This window comes from Leeuwenhoekiella sp. A16 (assembly GCF_047946675.1).
GTDB lineage: Bacteria > Bacteroidota > Bacteroidia > Flavobacteriales > Flavobacteriaceae > Leeuwenhoekiella.
On sequence record NZ_CP172313.1, the window covers coordinates 2,292,572 to 2,310,815 of the forward strand.

The window sequence follows — 18,244 nt, forward strand, 5'->3', positions numbered from 1 at the left end:
AGTTTTTGCTGTTTTTTACCCGATTTTTAATTGTCCCACCACACTTTTGCGTCCAGGCTATTTCCGTTTGTAGCTTCTGCTGCTGTTGAGTAATTTTCAGCATTCAAAGCTTCTTCTTCTGCAGGATATGGCAAACGCACAGGGATTAATCCATTATTTAAACTTGCTGAAACAGGTTTTAATTCCGGGAAACCGGTGCGGCGATATTCTACCCAGCCTTCATAACCGTTTATGATATTTGCAATCCATTTTTGCGTAAGAATTTGCTGAATGGGAGTTGTTCCCAGCGCATCAAAAGCCGCCGAACTACTCAAATAATCTGATGGCAAAGGCGTTTGCCAATATTCAAAAGCGAGATTTACTCCTGTCTCATATAAACTCTGTGCGTCTGCGGTTATTAAGCCACGTTCTGCAGCTTCGGCCAGATTAAATGAAGTTTCCCAGGCGGTTAGGAAATTGGCATTAAGATCTGCTGTATTTTCTCTAAAAATCGTTCCGGAAAGGGAATAATTAGAGGGTTCAATAGAAGTTTGCGAAGCATCAATTCCGTTTATTAGTCCGTTAAATTCTCCCGAAGTTGAATTTGCAAAAGGCCGAAAGAAAACCGCGATGCGATCATCATTTAATCCCAGCATTATATCTTCCATAGTTTCTGAAAGCACAAAATTATTAAAGTCGCCAGCTCTCAATTGTGCTAGTCGAAAACTGTTAGGCGCAGTAGCTGTAAAATCAAAAGTGGCATTTTCGGCATTTGTTTTAAAATAATCTCCTTCGGCATAAACCGCTTGTAAATCTGCCGCAACATCAACTTTCGCAGAAATGCGCAGCAGGTGTTTTATTTTAAGCGAATTGGCAAATTTTACCCAGTTATCCAGATTTCCATTAAAAAGAATATCACCTTCAAGAGCGACAACGCCCTGATACGCTTTAATCGCGGCGATACCTTTATTTAGGTTATCAATAATTCCGCCTTCGGCGAGATAAATATCTTCCTGCGCATCATATTTAGGAGTAACCGTTCCATCAATCCCGTTAAAAGCTTCAGAGTAAGGAACGTCGCCAAAAAGATCTGTCAACGCTGCGCTCATATATGCTTTTAAAATAAGTGCCGGGCCTTTATAAACCGCAAAAGTCTCGACGGTTTGCGACTGATTTAATAAAATATCATTATCTCTTAAATTGGTATAAATAATGGGCCAGGGATTTCCGCCAAGTTGCGGGGATTTTAGCGCGTGACGGTCAAATAAATTAAAGTCGAGAGCGGTGCGATGCTGAGATAGAAGATCGCCGGCCACAAAACCTTCGTAGCTCATTTGCTCGCCAAAATCATAAATTACCTGTCTAAGCAAAAGGCTGGGTTGTACGGTTACGGGATCGTTTGTGTTTGTATTTATTTCTTCAAAATCTTTTGTACAGGAAGTGAGCAAAAGACTGCCAAAAATCAGGCTAAAAAGTATGTTTTTCATGGTTTTTTGCTTAAAAATTAAAACTGGCTTTTAGCCCAAAACTGCGGCTTGTAGCATAACTCATATCTTCTACACCGCTTACAAAACCTTCGCCCTGCACAGCAAGTTGCTCCGGGTCAAAATGCGGATTTTCGGTTATTGCGAAGAGGTTTTTGCCTATTAAAGCGAGATTTAAGTCCAAACCTTCTTTAAGACCGAGAAAGCCATTGTCAAAATTAAAAGTGTAGCCTATTGAGAACTGTCGCAACTTTAAATAGGAAGCGTCATAAATATTATTTTCCTCGTGATTACGGTCGTAAAACTGCCGGTAATAACTCTCTGCAGAAACAGTCGTGGTGTTGGGTTGATATTGCGGATTTTCTGCTGTTCCCACATTTACAACGCCTGGCGGTACGATACCTTCTTCGGGGCGATAACCGGTTTCGGCTAATTGACCGCCTACAGTTCCTAAAGCTCGCGTGCGCGAAACGATTTCTCCTCCCTGACGCCAGTCAAATAAAAAGTTTAGCGACCAGTTTTTGTAAGTGAAATCATTATTAAACCCAAGCATAAAATCTGGCGTGTAGTTTCCTATTTTCTTCAGATTATTATCTGCGATGTAACGGCCGTTTTCGTCAAGTATAAAATCTCCGTTTTCATTTTTGGTGTAACCGGTTCCATAAATATCGCCTACGCGACCACCTTCTTCTACCTGAAACCAAACCGTCTGGTCTGCGCTGTCATAAATTCGGCTGAAAGCCAAAGTTAACCGGCCATCAGATTGCGGTAAATCTTCAACTCTCGAAATATTTGTGCTGAAATTAAATGTGCTGTTCCACTTAAAATCTGAAGTTATAATCGGAATAATCCCTGCGACAATCTCAACACCTTTTGTGCGCACAGAACCGCCATTAACAACCTGCTGATTGTAGCCCGAAGAAATTGCGATAGGCAGCGAAATAATCTGATCTTTTGTAAGCGAATTATAATAAGTGAAATCCAGATTTAATCGGTCTTTAAAAAACCGGAGATCTGCGCCAACTTCATACGAAGTGGTTTTTTCAGGTTTAAGATTTGCATTCGGAATAAAATTCTGAGCACTAAATGTTGGCGCTCCATAAACCGAAGTCTGCGAAACAAAAGCTCCAGAAGTCTGGTACGGATTTGTATCGTTACCTACCTGCGCAACGCTGGCGCGCAATTTCGCAAAAGAAAATATTTCAGGAAGCTGCGTGACTTCAGATAAAATAAAACTGGCAGATGACGAAGGATAAAAGAAAGAAGTGCCATTAACCGAAAAAGGCGTTGCCAGCGCGCTAGACCAGTCATTACGACCGGTTATATCAAGAAAAAGAAAATCCTGATAACCCAGTTTTGCAATCCCGTAAAAGGAATTTATGCGTTTTACAGATTCAAACTGAAAAACCTCAACAGGAGAAGCCGCGTTATTCAAATTGTAAATTCCCGGTTGCGCAAGATTAACGGTTTGTGATTGTTGCGTAGATGCTTTTTGATCAAGTCGGTTTCCACCAAGTGAAACATCAAGGCTGAAATCATTAAATGTATTGTTGTAATTCAGCAGGAAATCTGTGTTTATTTCGCGATAAAAAACATTGTGTTCGGCATAACCTCCATTTTTAAATCGGTTAGAACTGTAGGCTCTGCGCAATTGTCTTTTTTCGTTTGAATAATCCATTCCCGTGCGCAAATTCAGGCTGATGTGATCTGTTATTTGCTGGTTTACAGCGATATTTCCAAAAACCCGATCGCGCACAAAAGAATTTCGATTTTCATACATTGTAAAAAACGGATTATCAAAATAGGTGTAATTAAAAGAATAATGCTGTACACCTTCAAGACCCGGCTGCCAGTAGTCGCGCAGACTATCCATATTTAAAGAGCGCGGTCCCCAGGCGACCAAAGCGTAATTTACATTCTCACTACCGTAACCATTAGCAGGGCGATTATCGCTTGAAGAATTTACATAACTCACAGAAGCTGTAAAAGTGGTTTTGTCTGTAGGTTTAAAGTTGAGTTTTGTCGCCACGGTTTGCCGGTCAAGATTTACACCGGGAATTATAGACTCGCTGCGTAAATCTGTAAAGGAAAGTCTGTAATTGCCTTTATCAAAACCGCTGGAAATTGAGACGTTATTTATAGTTGTAACCCCGGTTTTATAAAAATCTTTCAGATTATTAGAATGTGATTGAAAAAGAGTTGGAGTAATGGGCAAACCGCTGTAAAGTGAAGTATCACCTCCGCGCACAACGCTTCCATCTGCTAAAGTAACCGGACTGTCAAATTGTGGAATCAGGTTTCCCGCATCAAGTTCTGGCCCCCAGGAATAACTTATAAGATCATTTGTGCCGCCACCAAGACCATTTACAAATTCAAACTCACCAGAATTTCCCTGTCCATATTTATTCTGAAATTCAGGAAGTTTAAAAGGTGTATCAACAAAAACCGAAGTATTTATGCTTATTCCCAGTCCTTTTGTTTTGCTACCGTCTTTAGTCTCAATAATTATGACTCCGTTTGAAGCGCGAGTACCATAAAGCGCTGCGGCGCTGGGACCTTTTAAAACACTAACCGATTTAATATCATCAGGATTAACTTCCATCGCGCCATTACCAAAATCAATTTCCTGAAAACCGGCAGCGGCTTCGTTTGTGAAATTGAAAATTGTATTGTTGTTTATAGGAACGCCATCTACAACAAAAAGCGGATTATTATTTGAAAAAGAAGCTTCGCCACGAATGGTGATTTTTGCAGAAGAACCAACTCCCGTTGCTCCCTGCGAAATGGTGACGCCGGCAAGTTTCCCTGAAAGGTTATCAAGAAAATTAACCGATTTCACTTCGGCAACCTCATCTGCCTGAATGGTTTGTACGGGATAACCCAGTTCTTTGGTTTCGCGTTTAAGTCCGAGCGCGGTTACTACAACCTCATCCAGATTTGTGGTAGATTCCTGAAGCGTAATATTTATAGTTGACTGATTATCTACAGCTACAATTTGGGAAATAAAACCAATTGCAGAAAAGCGGAGTTGCGCATTTTTCTGGTCGATTTTTAGGTTGAAAAATCCGTTTTCATCAGTGATTGTGGCGTTTTTTGTATTGATTTCTACCACATTTACAAAAGGAATTGTGGTGCCGTCAAGCGCAGAGGTTACCGTTCCCGTTACAGTAGTTTGGGCGTAGCTAAATGCGCAAAGCATCAGCATTATACCAAGGTAAATTTGCTTCATTCAAAGTTAGTTAGTAATGTAAAAGATTGCTTTGATTTTAGTTGGCTGAAGACTTCAAAGCGCGTTGATTTTGGTTTGATCTAATGAAGCAAAACGGGAGAACCTTTATTAAAAGGAATAAGAAATTGTGTGTCAAAAACCTGCTCAAAAGTGGCAAAAAATCGCCTTTTTGGAGCTAAAATCAGCGAAAGTAACAGAGAAATCAGCCTAAGATTAAGGCTTTTTCCGGATTTTAAAACAGTAAAAATATCTGAAGAACTATCAATATCTGCGAGGACGTTGAGCTTTATGATCTGAATGTTTTTCGCCTCAGCGAGATCACTTATATATTGTGTTAACCGGCGTGTTTTCCACGGAAGTGCAATAAAAACTTCAGCATTAAAATGTGATTTTCTTAAACCCATTAAGTAAAAACCACCATCGCGCGACGGCCCCAGAACAACGGGAGCGGTTTTTAATTTTTCGGCGGTAAGTTTAAGTTGGCGGGTTTTTAAATGCGGAGTATCGTTACCTATAGTTATGATGTTATCATAACCTTTATCGTAAACAGCTTGAATTGCATTTGCAAAGCGATGGCCAAAATCATCCCCGGTTTGTTCTTTTTCGGTGAAAACAAAATATGGGAGTCCGCTGCGTTTTACTTTATCAATCGTTTGTTTGTTGAGTTCGCTAAAAAGCAAATCAGCTTTTAGAAACTTCTTTTGAGAAGCTTCGTGCTTAGCCGAATGGGCAAAAACGAGTATTGCAGTGTTAGACTGACTCATAAATTAGGCAACAGAACCCTGGCAACTACTTCCGGCACCGGCAGTACAGCCGTAGCAATGTTGTGAAATGATAATATTGCGATCGTTTAAAATATCTTCGTTATAATCTGAAACGTGTTTTACTTTGCTGGCAACCTTAAGGCCAAGCATCTGGTTAAAATCACAGTCATACAACCAGCCATCCCAGCTTATTGAAATTGTGTTTGTACACATAACATTTTCAACAGCCGCAGGATTGTAAGCTTCTACAAGTTGATACATGTAATCTTCATAATTTTCTGAAGCGATGAGGTAATCAAGAAATCTGGAAATAGGAAGATTCGTAATTGCAAAAAGATTGTGAAAGTTGATGCTGAAATCTTCTAGCAAAGCCTTTTTAAAATCTCTTTCCATACCCGCCTGATCACTTGGCAGAAATGCTCCGCTTGGGTTATAAACCAGATCAAGTCTTAAGTCACTTCCCGGCATACCGTAACCTACCGCGTTAAGTTCCTGAAGCGCTTTTATTGAAAGGTCAAAAACACCTTCACCACGTTGTTTGTCGGTTTTGCCACGCGTCCAGTGCGGCATAGAACTCACCACATGAACATTATATTTTTTAAAGAACTCAGGTAAATCGTAATATTTTTTGTTAGCACGAATTATGGTAAGATTACTTCTTACTATAAAATCTTTAATTCCGGCTTTACTCGCTTCTTCAACAAACCATCTAAAGTCAGGATTCATTTCTGGTGCGCCGCCGGTAAGATCTAGCGTGTGCGCTCCTGTATTACTTATAATGTCAAGACATTGCTGCATGGTCTCGCGCGTCATGATCTCTTTACGATCTGGCCCGGCATCTACGTGACAATGTGCGCAAACCTGATTGCACATGTAACCTACATTTATTTGCAGGATCTCAAGCTTTTTGGGCCGCAAAGGAAACTGGTTTGTTTCTTTAATTTTTTTAGAGAAAGTAGGTAACTCGCCATTGGCAAATATTCCGTTTGAAAGAACTTCTAGTTGCCGGTTAGCATTTGCGAGTTCATTTTCTCTTTTTTTAAGCGACTTAGTTAGCATTAATAAATGGTCTTGAAAAATTAAAAATTGAAGTTTAGGCTAAAAGATAAGAACTACATTTCAAGTTTGTTCACTTTGTTCATCATCATCGTAGCATGTACGAGGGTTGCACCGCTTTTTATAGCTGCACCTACGTGCACGGCTTCCATCATTTCTTCTTTAGTAACTCCGCGCTGCAGGGTGTCTTTAGTATAAGCATCAATACAATAGGGGCATTGTTCTGTGTGGGCCACGGCAAGAGCGATCAATGCTTTTTCACGAGCAGTTAGAGCACCTTCTTCAAAAACCTTTCCGTAGTAATCAAAAAATTTAGTCCCCAGCTCCTCGCTCCATTCTGTGATTTTTCCAAATTTTCTAAGATCTGCGGGGTCGTAATACGAATTTGCCATTTTTAAAGATATGTTTAAAATTTCTTCTAAATATATAGGTTAATCGTCATTCTGCGCAATTACTTACGGCAAAACCCAAAATATGGTTTTAAAAGAATGCTATTTTAAATTGGGTCTTGATTAGAATTAAACCGCTATACGTATATTTAAACAATACTAAAAAAATACAGCATTGAGACAAGAATATTTTGGTAAGACCAAAGACAATAAAGAAGTAACTAAATTCATTTTAGGTGATGAATCTGGCATTGAGGTTCATATTATTAATTACGGTGCTACAATTCAAAAATTAATTGTACCAGATCACGACGGGAAACGTATAGATATTGTTTTAGGTTTTGATATTTTGAGACAATATGAGGGCGATCACCCATTCTTTTGCTGCTTTGTGGGCCGCAATGCGAACAGAATAGGCAAAGGCCAAATAAAAATATCGGGTAAAACCATTCAATTATCGACTAATGAGGGCAAAAATCAGCTGCATTCCGGCTATCACGGCCTTAATGATAAAGTGTTGGATTATGAGATTGATGGCGAAAAGTTAACTCTAAAAGTCACCAGCCCAGACGGTGAAGAAGGTTTCCCCGGCAAGGTTGAGGTTGCAACCACTTTTCAAATTGTAGATAACAGTCTGGTGATGGATTATACCGCCACTACAGATAAAACTACAGTTGTAAACCTCACGCGTCATGAATATTTCAATCTCGCTCAGGGCGAAAGCAGTAACATTCTAAATCATAAGGTGAGTATAGACGCAGATCATTATTTGCCTAAAGATAATGCGGGTTTGCCTACCGGCGAAATAGCCACAGTTGAGGGTACACCTTTTGACGTGCGTAAATTAATCACAGTAGGAGATAGTGCCAAACAAATTGAAGGCGGCTATGATCATAATTTTGTACTTAACGAAAGAAGTGAGGATACACCGGCAGCAGTTGTAATTTCGCCAAAAGGCAATTTAAAGATGGAGGTGTTTTGTACACAGCCGGGTATTCAGTTTTTTAGTGCACAGCCCATAGGCGGTTATGAAGGTAAATACGGAAATATAGAAAAGCCATCACCCGGTTTATGCCTCGAGCCACAGCATTTTCCTGATACTCCTAATCACGATAATTTCCCTTCAACCATTCTTGAACCTTCTGAGCGGTACCATCATAAATTAATTTATAAGTTTTCCTGATGGAAAAAAAATATGTCATAGCATTTGATCAGGGAACTACCAGTACACGGGCGATTCTTTTTGATAAGTTGGGTGAGATAGTAGCTGTTTCACAAAAAGAATTAACGCAGTATTATCCACAATCAGGCTGGGTAGAGCATGATCCTATTGAGATATACAATGATCAAAAATGGACATTTGAAAATGTGCTTGAGAAAGCTAATATTCCTCTCGAAGAAATTGCAGGCATAGGTATTACAAACCAGCGGGAGACCACCGTTGTGTGGGATAAAAATACAGGAGAACCAGTCTATAAGGCGATCGTTTGGCTTGATAAAAGAACAGAATATATTTGTGAAGAGTTGCGTGAAAAGGGACTTGCACGATATATTGCCCAAAACACAGGTCTTATAATAGATAGCTACTTTTCTGCAACTAAGATCAAATGGATTCTCGATAATGTTGAAGGAATTAGAGAAAGAGCCGAAAATGGCGAATTACTTTTTGGCACCATAGACACCTGGCTTATTTATAAGTTCACCGGCAAGCATGTGACAGATCATACCAATGCCTGCCGTACGATGTTGTATAATATAAATACGTTGCAATGGGATGAAGAATTGCTAGAGGCAATGCAAATCCCGGTTATGATGTTACCCAGAATTCAGCCTTCTGCGTCAGATTTTGGGGCTGTAAAATACAATGATTTTGAAATCCCAATTTATGGTGTTGCAGGTGATCAACAAGCGTCACTTTTTGGCCAGGGAGGTCATAAATCTGGTATGGCAAAAAACACATACGGCACAGGTTGTTTTATGCTGCTTAATACCGGCAAAAAACCCTATTTCTCAAAAAACGGCTTATTAACCACTTTGTGCTGCACGCTTGAAGAAGAGAAGATAAAATATGCTTTAGAAGGAAGTGTATTTGTGGGTGGAGCATCTATACAATGGTTGCGCGATAGTCTTCATTTAATAGAAGAAGCATCAGAAACTGAGGCTATTTGTGAAAGTATTCCGCCTTTAAAAGACCTGTATGTCGTGCCAGCTTTTTCCGGTTTGGGAGCGCCGCACTGGGATGGTAATGCAAAGGGGAGTATACAAGGATTAACCTTTAATACAGGTAGAAAGGAAATTGTAAAAGCTACAGTAGAAGCGCTGGCTTATCAGGTGAGTGATGTGATAGAAGCCATGATAGAAGATAGTGGTAAGCAAATGAAATCGCTGAAAGTTGATGGTGGTGCTTGTGCTAATAATTACCTCATGCAATTTCAGGCAGATATTTTAGGTGCTGAAGTTGACAGACCTAAAATGCTTGAAGCAACAGCATTGGGAGCCGCTTTTCTCGCAGGTATAAAAGCGGGGATGTGGACGAAAAAAGATATTGCGAAATTGCGAAGCGTAGACCGCATTTTTGAACCAAAAATCTCCTTTCACGAGCGTAAAATCAGGAAAAATGGATGGGAAAACGCTGTTTTGCGCACAAAATCGGGTTATGCAGAAAAGCTTGAGAAAGAGAAATCGCCTCTACGGTTTAGCATAGCAGATAGAAAACGCACCCTAAAGAAAGCTAAAACTCAAAAATTTGATCTTGTAATTATAGGTGGCGGCGTTACCGGTGCGGGTATAGCGCTTGATGCCGTATCACGAGGGATGAGTGTGTGCCTTATTGAGAAAAATGATTTCGCTTCAGGCACAAGTAATAAGTCTACTAAATTAGTGCATGGCGGTTTACGCTATCTTAAACAGTTAGAAATAGGTCTGGTAAAAGAATCTGGTACAGAGCGTGCGATTGTTCATAAACTAGCGCCGCATCTTGTAGTGCCAGAGAAAATGCTGCTTCCGCTTATAGAAGGTGGTCAATATGGTAAATTTCTCACTTCAGTTGGTTTAAAGGTTTATGATCTGCTTGCCAGTGTAGAAGGCGATGATCGCAGGAGAATGCTCACAAAAGAGGAAACTTTGGCCCTCGAGCCAATGCTTGATGAAAAAAGCCTTTTAGGTGGTGGTTACTATGCTGAGTATAGAACAGACGATGCAAGACTTACAATTGAGCTTTTGAAAAAAGCAGCCGACTTTGGTGCGATTTGTCTCAATTATTGCCAGATGGAAGATTTTGTATACGACCAGAAAGGTAAGATCACAAGTTTGCGTTGCAGAGACCATAACTCGGGCAAAATTCTTGAGATCGAGGCTCGCGCATTTGTATCTGCTACGGGACCGTGGGTTGACACGTTGCGTAAGAAAGATGAATCTATGAACAATAAACACCTGCATTTAACAAAAGGTGTTCATCTTGTTTTCCCTAAAGAAAAGCTGCCCGTACATCAATCTTTATATTTTGATGTGCCAGACGGGAGAATGATTTTTGCTATTCCGCGAGGAAGAATTACGTATGTGGGTACGACAGATACAAATTACTCTGGCAATCTGGATAGAGTAGTTGCCACAAAAGATGATATAAATTACTTACTTGAAGCGGTAAATCACACTTTTCCGCACTTAAAATTAACTGAAGCTGATATTGAATCGAGCTGGGCAGGTTTAAGACCTTTGATTCATGAAGAAGAGAAAGATCCTTCAGAGCTTTCGCGAAAGGATGAGACATTTGTTAGCACCAGTGGACTTATCTCTATTGCCGGCGGTAAACTTACTGGCTACCGCAAAATGGCACAGCGTGTGAATGAAACTGTTCTAAAACAACTCAAAGAAAAATACGCCGAAAAGTTTGACCCACCTCGAACAGAACATATCGCACTAACTTCATATGCTTTAAGAGATACAAAAGAAGTACAGAAGTATGAAAAACAACTTGTACGTGATCTTGAAAATCTCAACATATTTGATGCTACTTATAAAGGATGGTACCTAACTGCAACATATGGCAAGCAAGCTGAAATTATAAAACGCAAGATCAACTATTTTCTCAATCCTGATGTCAATGACAGGTTGATAAGAGCAGAATTATGGTACAGTGTATATCACGAAATGACAAATAGCCTTGCCGACTTTTTTGTAAGACGTACCGGGCGACTTTATTTTAATGTTGAGAGTATACATCAATATCGGGATTTAGTTCTCAATGATCTAATTAATTATTTAGACTGGGATGAGAACAGAGTTAATTTTGAAAATGAAAAGTTGAACGAACTAATATTTGATGCTACTCACTTTTATAAAGAAGAGCTGAGTTAATTAAAATATGACGTTATATTTACTTACATACCACGAATAAGCGTTATTTTTACGTTTATTATTTTAATCGCCAAAATTTAAGATATGGAGAAAGGTTTTTTAATTGATATGGATGGTGTTATCTACAGCGGGAATGATCTCATTCCTGGTGCAGATACATTTATCAAGACGCTACAGGATAGGGATATTCCTTTTTTGTTTATGACTAATAACAGTCAGCGCAGTCCCTTAGATGTAGTTAATAAACTTACCCCTATGGGCATTCATATCAAAGAAGAAAATGTATATACCAGCGCAATGGCTACAGGATGGTTCTTAGGGTTTACAAAACCTCATGGTACAGCGTATGTTTTAGGAGAAGGTGGTTTGTTAACCAGTTTACACCAAAATGGATATTCGCTGGTCACTCAGGATCCTGATTATGTGGTTATAGGTGAAGGCCGAAATTTCACACTTGAAATGGCAAATAATGCTGTAGATATGGTATTGGGCGGTGCTAAATTAATAGCGACTAATCTCGATCCTTCTCCTATGAAAAAAGGATGGGCAAATCTGGGCATAAAAGCAATCGTAAAGATGGTTGAAGAAGCAACCGGTAAAAAAGCATTTTCGGTAGGAAAACCAAGTCCGGTGATGATGCGGGCAGCAAGAAAGAAACTGGGTTTAATGACAGACCAGACGATTGTTATAGGTGATACGATGGACACTGATATACTGGGAGGCATACAAATGGGTTATAAAACAATACTCACGCTTTCTGGTGTTTCAAAAAAAGAAAATTTAATAGATTATGCCTACGGTCCTGATATGATCATAGATTCTCTGCAGAATTTTGACCTGGATAAAGCATTAGAAACCCTTTCAGATACAGAATAAATAAATGAAAATATTAGTTACCGGAGGGCTGGGATACATAGGCTCACATACAGTCGTTGAACTTCAGAATGAAGGTTTTGAGGTAGTAGTAATAGACAATCTTTCTAATTCATCTGTTGAGGTTTTAGATGGTATTAAGGCGATAACCGGCATAAAACCGGAGTTTTTTGAAATTGATCTGCGAGATAAGTTGGCAGTTATTGATTTTTTCAAAACAAATAATGACGTAAGCGGTGTTATTCATTTCGCAGCTTCAAAAGCGGTAGGTGAGAGCGTAAAAGAACCACTTTTATATTATGAAAATAATCTGGGAACTTTAGTTTACATCCTTCAGGCGTTAGCACAAAAACCAGAAAGTCATTTTATCTTCAGTTCGTCATGTACGGTTTACGGCCAGGCAGATGAACTTCCTATCACAGAAAATGCCCCGGTCAAATCAGCTGAATCTCCTTACGGAAATACAAAACAAATAGGAGAGGAGATTATTAAAGATACCTGCAAAGTAACCCAAGGGCTAAATGCGATCGCTTTACGTTACTTTAATCCTATAGGTGCACACGAGAGTGCAGCCATAGGAGAGCTTCCTTTAGGAGTGCCACAAAACTTAGTTCCTTTTATCACCCAGACAGCGGTAGGTTTACGTGATGAACTTTCAGTTTTTGGGGATGATTATCCTACAGAAGACGGCACTTGCGTACGAGATTACATTCATGTGGTTGATCTTGCAAAAGCGCATGTGATTGCGCTAAAACGGCTTATAGAGCGCAAAAATCGGTCTAATTACGAGATTTTCAACATAGGTACAGGAACAGGAAGTTCTGTGCTTGAGGTTATAAATTCTTTTGAAAAAGTGTCAAGAACAAAACTGCCTTATAAAATTGTAGACCGTCGAGAAGGCGATGTTGTTGCAGCCTATGCAGATACTACAAAAGCTAATCAGGAATTAGGATGGAAAGCAGAACGCTCGCTTGATGATGCACTTTCTTCTGCCTGGAAGTGGGAGCAGAAAGTAAGATCGTAGCGGTTCACTTTTTAGAAATAATTATGTTGAAACGGGAGATTTTCTAGTTGAAAAATCTCCCGTTTTAGTACGAAAATCGGCCAAAAAAGGCCTAAAATCTTCCGTCTTTCGCTGAAAATTGAGCTTTAAATATTTTTAGAATAATGTACTTCTGGCAAATCTCTTAATGTTTTTGCAGCCATTTCTGCAGTAATGTCACGTTGTGGGGTAGCAAACATTTCATAACCTACCATAAATTTCTTTACCGTTGCAGAACGCAACAAGGGTGGGTAAAAAGACATGTGAAAATGCCATTCTTCTCGTTCCTGACCATCTGTAGGTGCCTGATGAATACCTGATGAATATGGAAATGAAACCTTAAAGAGATTATCGTACTTAATAGTGACGATCTTAATAATATTGGCAAAAGCTTCTTTTTCGCTTTCGCTTAAGCTTAAAATATTTTGATGTTGTGTTCTTGGGATAATCATTACCTCATATGGCCAGACTGCCCAGTAGGGTACAAGAGCTACAAAATGTTCATTTGTAGCCACTATGCGCTCATCAAGAGCAAGTTCTTCTTTAAGATAAGCACTTAGCAAGCTGCTTTTGTTGTTAGACCAATACTCTAACAAATGTTTGTTCTTTTTCTCAACTTCCTGCGGGATACTGCGCTGTGACCAGATTTGCCCATGTGGGTGCGGATTGCTACAACCCATCGCTGCTCCCTTATTTTCAAAGATCTGGATGTAATTAATACCTTCCTGATGTCCTAGTTCTTTAAACTCTTTTTGCCAAAGCGAAATAACATCAACAATATTAGACTCATCCATCACCGGAAGCGTAAGTGAATGATCTGGAGAGAAACACACAACTTTACAGATGCCAGATTCTGTTTCTGCTTTTAAGAGTCCGCTTTTAAATTTTTCAGCAGGGACATCTTTTTTTAATGCCGCAAAATCATTTACAAATGACCATGGCTTTGTATATTCTGGATTTTGATGACCGCCGGCTCGCTCATTTCCCGGGCATAAATAGCACGCAGGGTCGTAAGAAGGTCTGTCATCAATAACAACTTCTTCCTCTTTGCCCTGCCATGGGCGCTTTGTGCGATGTGGGGAAACGAGAATCCATTCTCCTGTAAGTATATTGTATCTTCTGTGTGAGTTGTCGTTAAAATCAATCATTTGCTTCTAGTCTCAAAGATTTATAAGTGAGCTGCCATCTGCAGGCAACGTCGTAAATGCGGTCAGTCTAATATTAAATTTTTCTGTGTATGCTTTTGAAACCTCATCAATATAACCCGCAACTGCACTTTCATGAATAAGGTTTATAGTGCAACCGCCAAAACCACCTCCCATCATTCTACATCCTAATATTTCATTATGACTGCGTGAAAAATCAGTAAGAAAATCTAACTCTTTACAGCTAACTTCATATTTATGTTGCAGCCCTTCATGAGAGCTGTACATCAATTTGCCAAAGGTAAAAAGATCGTTATTCTTCAAAGCTTCAGCAGCTTTTATAACGCGGTCGTTTTCTTGCAGGATATAAAGACATCTGTTGTAAACGATCTCAGAAAGTTTTGATTTGCATGATTCAAGTTCGTTAATATTTGCATCACGCAGCGAATTAATATGAGGATACTTGATCTGTAATACTCGTACACCTTCTTCACATTCTTTTCTCCTGGTGTTATATTCACTTGAAGAAAGACTGTGCGAGACATTCGTGTTTAATAATAACAATTTGTAGGGATGAATATCAAAAGGGATCATTTCATATTCCAGCGACTGGCAATCAAGCTTAATAACATGACCATCTTCACTCATTACAGATGCAAATTGATCCATAATACCACACTGTGTACCTACGTAGTTGTGCTCTGCTTTCTGCGAAAGTTTTACGATCTCAATTTTAGTAAGATTAAGATCAAAAAGGGCATTTAACCCATAAGCAAGACCACATTCTAACGCTGCAGATGAACTAATACCGGCTCCCATAGGTAGATCACTATAAAGGAGACAATCAAAACCGGTTAAAGATCTGCCCAGTTTTTTGATTTCTTCAGTAACACCTATGATATACTTGGTCCACTCATCTCCATCAAGATCTGGGTTTAACAAGTCAAAGGTAAAAGAAGAGCCATAATTAAGGCTGCTAATAGTGCACGTGTTTTTACTGCCATTAGCTTTTAGATAAAATTTTATGGTCTTATCAATAGCAGTTGGCATAACAAAACCATTATTGTAATCTGTATGCTCACCTATAAGATTAACTCTACCGGGAGAATTTACAATTACAGTTGCATTAAATCTGCCTATCTGCGCAAGTTGATTGGGCGAATGGGCAAGGCTATATGTTTGATTCAAAATCTTTTAAATTTATGGGGGCCCAAGCTGTAGGCATATAATTAAATATGGATGCAAATTTAGTCAATTTATTAAACGTAATTTATACGTTTAATTAGAAATTTAAATAATATTGTATACCAAATGAACTATTTCCTTTTATTTAAGATAGTGGTTGTTTTTGAATATAACTTTTATGGCTGATGATTTTATCCTTTACGCCTCTAAAATGGGGAATAATTAATATCTTGAGCTGTTTTTTCATATTAATGTAATTTACCTAATCCATGTCAAACCTCTTTTGAGGTTTATATAACTAATATTTTATGGCAATTATTTCCTTTTTAGCATTTACAATTTTAGTGGCTCTTATATCCTGGTGGGCTGTGCGAAAGCAAGATGAGAGTACCTCAGACGGTTATTTTTTAGGTGGAAGAAGCCTGACTGCAGGTGTAATTGCGGGATCATTACTTCTTACTAATCTCTCAACAGAGCAAATTGTAGGTCTTAACGGCAGCGCGTATAAGGACGGTTTGTCTGTAATGGCTTGGGAAACGCTGGCTGCACTTTCTATAGTGGTTACTGCAATATTCTTATTGCCGCGTTATTTAAAAGGCGGTCTCACAACGGTACCTCAATTTTTGGCTAAACGTTTTGATGTTGCCACTAAAACTATTACTTCCGGTCTATTTCTCACCGGCTACGTAGTGGTGCTGCTACCTGTAATCTTATATTCAGGATCTGTTGCGATAAGCGGAATGTTTAATGTTCCTGAAGTATTTGGTGTTTCTGATACAACTGCACTTATTATTTGTATCTGGGGAATTGGTATTATTGGTTCTATTTATGCGGTTTTTGGTGGACTGAAAGCTGTTGCTGTTTCAGATAGTATTAACGCTGTAGGACTTATTATAGGTGGAGTTTTAATTCCGGTTTTTGGGTTGATGGCCATAGGTGACGGTAGTGTTCTTGACGGGCTAAGCACATTAGTGCATGCAAATCCTGAAAGGTTTGACTCTACAGGTGAGCCAGGGCAGGAAGTTCCATTTTCAACAATTTTCACAGGTATGATGCTTGTGCAGCTTTTTTATTGGGGTACTAACCAGCAAATCATTCAAAGAGGTCTTGGAGCAAAAAGTTTAGCCGAAGGTCAAAAAGGACTTTTACTGGCAGCTTTTTTAAAGATATTAGGTCCTATTATATTAGTGCTTCCGGGGATGATCGCATATTATTATTTTGAAGGAGGTCTTGATAGCAGTGATCTTGCTTATCCAGAACTAGTAAGAGCAGTATTACCTAAACCATTAATGGGATTCTTTGCTGCAGTGCTTTTTGGTGCAATCTTAAGCTCATTTAATAGTGTGCTTAACAGTTCTGTGACATTATTTGGTATAGATATCTACAAGCAACACATTAATAAAGATGCTACCGAAAATACAGTTGTTAAATATGGTAAAATATTTGGTGTTTGTCTTGCTCTGGCAGCCATGTTTATCGCGCCATTAATTGCAAATGCGGGAAGTTTATTCAACTACCTTCAGGAAATTAACGGTATTTACAGTATACCGATTTTCACTATAATCGTGGTGGGATATTTAACTAAAAGAGTTCCTGCGATTGCTGCAAAAATTGGTATTATTTCAGGATCACTTTTATATATTATAAGTCAGTTTATTGTAGGGCCAAGTTTAGTAAGTAAAGCTGTGGAAGCTGCAAAAGCAAACGGAATTACAGATCCGGACGCACTTCATATGGTAGAGGTAGATGCATACCCACACTATCTGCATATTATGGCGATTCTCTTTATAACAAATATTGTAATCATGCTCATAATTGGGAAATTCTACCCGCGTAAAGAGCCTTTTATTCTTGAATATACGAAACAAGTTTCTATAGAGCCTTACAAATATGTGAAGCAAGTAGGTATAGTTATTTGTCTTATTGTAATAGGTATTTATATTTATTTCGCTAAATAGAATTTCATAAAAAAGCTCCCTTAAAAAGAGCTTTTTTATATGTATATATTTGGTATTCTGATCCTTAAATTAGGAAGGCATTTTCAAACTTATTAAAACCTCTTAGGCTAGTCTAAGAGGTTTTGTTTTTAAAAGTTGTGGCTAAAGGAGTCAATGTCTATTATTGTGATAATTCATCAATCTTAATAATCTTATGAGCCAAAAAATTACCTGCTTCTTATTTTGCCTACTATTGACAGCTATTAGTCTCAATGCGCAAAATACCGCTACTGTAGAAGGATCAATATGGGGTGCTCAAACCGGTATTTTAGGAATCTGGGTGCACAATGAATCCAGACTTTCTAATTCTATAGCATTGCGTAGTGAAATAGGTTTTAACGGGGGTTTTATGGGTGGTACTTTTGTAGAAGATAATTTTCAATGGATTCTTGCTCCTACGCTCAATGTAGAACCGCGCTGGTATTACAATCTTGAGAAAAGGGAATCAAAAGGAAAAGTAACATCTAAGAATACTGCAAATTTTTTCAGCATTAAAACGGCATATAATCCCGATTGGTTCAATATTAGCAGTTCAAAAAATAATAGCGTTATTGAGAATTTTACGGCTACAGCCAATTGGGGAATTAAGCGTACCCTTTGGGAACATTTTACTTACGAGGTAGGATTAGGTCTAGGCTACGGAGTAGAATTCTGGAAGCAATATGGCTATGCTGAAAATGACAATTTTATAGCAGGAGATCTTCAGTTGCGAGTAGGATACACGTTCTAAAAATCACCTTTAAAT

13 protein-coding genes are annotated in these 18,244 nt (G+C 38.8%); 6 read left to right on the forward strand and 7 right to left on the reverse strand.

The genetic code is table 11. From position 1 onward, the window contains the following. Positions 1 to 26 precede the first annotated feature (26 nt). The 5 genes from ACH3O9_RS09920 to ACH3O9_RS09940 all read right to left on the reverse strand — a co-directional run bounded on the left by ACH3O9_RS09920 (position 27) and on the right by ACH3O9_RS09940 (position 6,904). Positions 27 to 1,466 carry a SusD/RagB family nutrient-binding outer membrane lipoprotein gene (locus tag ACH3O9_RS09920; RefSeq protein WP_416439935.1) on the reverse strand — a complete coding sequence of 480 codons (1,440 nt, stop codon included), beginning with the start codon at positions 1,464 to 1,466 and terminating at the stop codon, positions 27 to 29. A 10-nt stretch (positions 1,467 to 1,476) separates the two neighbouring features. Further along, positions 1,477 to 4,692: a SusC/RagA family TonB-linked outer membrane protein gene (locus ACH3O9_RS09925; RefSeq protein WP_416439937.1), complete on the reverse strand. Its 3,216-nt coding sequence runs from the start codon at positions 4,690 to 4,692 to the stop codon at positions 1,477 to 1,479. Between the two features lie 80 nt (positions 4,693 to 4,772). After that, on the reverse strand, positions 4,773 to 5,456 hold the full coding sequence (locus tag ACH3O9_RS09930; protein ID WP_416439939.1) for a TIGR04282 family arsenosugar biosynthesis glycosyltransferase: 684 nt from the start codon (positions 5,454 to 5,456) through the stop codon (positions 4,773 to 4,775). A gap of 3 nt (positions 5,457 to 5,459) precedes the next feature. Next, a complete protein-coding gene (gene arsS / locus ACH3O9_RS09935; protein WP_416439941.1) occupies positions 5,460 to 6,515 on the reverse strand; it encodes an arsenosugar biosynthesis radical SAM (seleno)protein ArsS in 1,056 nt (351 codons plus the stop codon). 53 nt (positions 6,516 to 6,568) lie between these two features. After that, positions 6,569 to 6,904, reverse strand: a complete 336-nt coding sequence (locus tag ACH3O9_RS09940) for an arsenosugar biosynthesis-associated peroxidase-like protein (protein WP_416439943.1) — start codon at positions 6,902 to 6,904, stop codon at positions 6,569 to 6,571. A gap of 172 nt (positions 6,905 to 7,076) precedes the next feature. Here ACH3O9_RS09940 and ACH3O9_RS09945 point away from each other — a divergent pair, with 172 nt between their 5' ends. The 4 genes from ACH3O9_RS09945 to galE all read left to right on the forward strand — a co-directional run bounded on the left by ACH3O9_RS09945 (position 7,077) and on the right by galE (position 13,154). Further along, positions 7,077 to 8,084 carry an aldose epimerase family protein gene (locus ACH3O9_RS09945; protein WP_416439945.1) on the forward strand — a complete coding sequence of 336 codons (1,008 nt, stop codon included), beginning with the start codon at positions 7,077 to 7,079 and terminating at the stop codon, positions 8,082 to 8,084. Continuing rightward, positions 8,084 to 11,257: a glycerol kinase GlpK gene (gene glpK, locus ACH3O9_RS09950; protein WP_416439947.1), complete on the forward strand. Its 3,174-nt coding sequence runs from the start codon at positions 8,084 to 8,086 to the stop codon at positions 11,255 to 11,257. The genes ACH3O9_RS09945 and glpK overlap by 1 nt, the downstream gene beginning before the upstream one ends. Positions 11,258 to 11,341: 84 nt before the next feature. Then, positions 11,342 to 12,133 carry an HAD-IIA family hydrolase gene (locus ACH3O9_RS09955; protein ID WP_416439949.1) on the forward strand — a complete coding sequence of 264 codons (792 nt, stop codon included), beginning with the start codon at positions 11,342 to 11,344 and terminating at the stop codon, positions 12,131 to 12,133. A 4-nt stretch (positions 12,134 to 12,137) separates the two neighbouring features. Beyond that, complete coding sequence (galE, locus tag ACH3O9_RS09960) at positions 12,138 to 13,154, forward strand: UDP-glucose 4-epimerase GalE (protein WP_416439951.1); 1,017 nt, start codon at positions 12,138 to 12,140, stop codon at positions 13,152 to 13,154. 125 nt (positions 13,155 to 13,279) lie between these two features. On the opposite strand, the gene ACH3O9_RS09965 is transcribed toward galE, so the two are convergent. Both ACH3O9_RS09965 and galK read right to left on the reverse strand, forming a co-directional pair. Next, positions 13,280 to 14,320: a UDP-glucose--hexose-1-phosphate uridylyltransferase gene (locus tag ACH3O9_RS09965; RefSeq protein WP_416439953.1), complete on the reverse strand. Its 1,041-nt coding sequence runs from the start codon at positions 14,318 to 14,320 to the stop codon at positions 13,280 to 13,282. A gap of 12 nt (positions 14,321 to 14,332) precedes the next feature. Further along, positions 14,333 to 15,505, reverse strand: a complete 1,173-nt coding sequence (gene galK / locus ACH3O9_RS09970; protein WP_416439955.1) for a galactokinase — start codon at positions 15,503 to 15,505, stop codon at positions 14,333 to 14,335. A 305-nt stretch (positions 15,506 to 15,810) separates the two neighbouring features. On the opposite strand from galK, the gene ACH3O9_RS09975 reads away from it, so the two are divergent. After that, a complete protein-coding gene (locus ACH3O9_RS09975) occupies positions 15,811 to 17,460 on the forward strand; it encodes a solute:sodium symporter family transporter (RefSeq protein WP_416439957.1) in 1,650 nt (549 codons plus the stop codon). A gap of 232 nt (positions 17,461 to 17,692) precedes the next feature. Continuing rightward, on the forward strand, positions 17,693 to 18,229 hold the full coding sequence (locus ACH3O9_RS09980; protein ID WP_416439959.1) for a hypothetical protein: 537 nt from the start codon (positions 17,693 to 17,695) through the stop codon (positions 18,227 to 18,229). The last annotated feature ends 15 nt before the right edge of the window (positions 18,230 to 18,244 follow it).

What these genes read in the sequence shown, in the direction of transcription:
- galE (WP_416439951.1), top strand. Translation starts at nt 12,138, where the DNA reads ATGAAAATATTAGTTACCGGAGGGCTGGGATACATAGGCTCACATACA.
- ACH3O9_RS09940 (WP_416439943.1), bottom strand. Translation starts at nt 6,904, where the DNA reads ATGGCAAATTCGTATTACGACCCCGCAGATCTTAGAAAATTTGGAAAA.
- glpK (WP_416439947.1), top strand. Translation starts at nt 8,084, where the DNA reads ATGGAAAAAAAATATGTCATAGCATTTGATCAGGGAACTACCAGTACA.
- ACH3O9_RS09955 (WP_416439949.1), top strand. Translation starts at nt 11,342, where the DNA reads ATGGAGAAAGGTTTTTTAATTGATATGGATGGTGTTATCTACAGCGGG.
- ACH3O9_RS09925 (WP_416439937.1), bottom strand. Translation starts at nt 4,692, where the DNA reads ATGAAGCAAATTTACCTTGGTATAATGCTGATGCTTTGCGCATTTAGC.
- ACH3O9_RS09930 (WP_416439939.1), bottom strand. Translation starts at nt 5,456, where the DNA reads ATGAGTCAGTCTAACACTGCAATACTCGTTTTTGCCCATTCGGCTAAG.
- ACH3O9_RS09975 (WP_416439957.1), top strand. Translation starts at nt 15,811, where the DNA reads ATGGCAATTATTTCCTTTTTAGCATTTACAATTTTAGTGGCTCTTATA.
- ACH3O9_RS09965 (WP_416439953.1), bottom strand. Translation starts at nt 14,320, where the DNA reads ATGATTGATTTTAACGACAACTCACACAGAAGATACAATATACTTACA.
- arsS (WP_416439941.1), bottom strand. Translation starts at nt 6,515, where the DNA reads ATGCTAACTAAGTCGCTTAAAAAAAGAGAAAATGAACTCGCAAATGCT.
- ACH3O9_RS09920 (WP_416439935.1), bottom strand. Translation starts at nt 1,466, where the DNA reads ATGAAAAACATACTTTTTAGCCTGATTTTTGGCAGTCTTTTGCTCACT.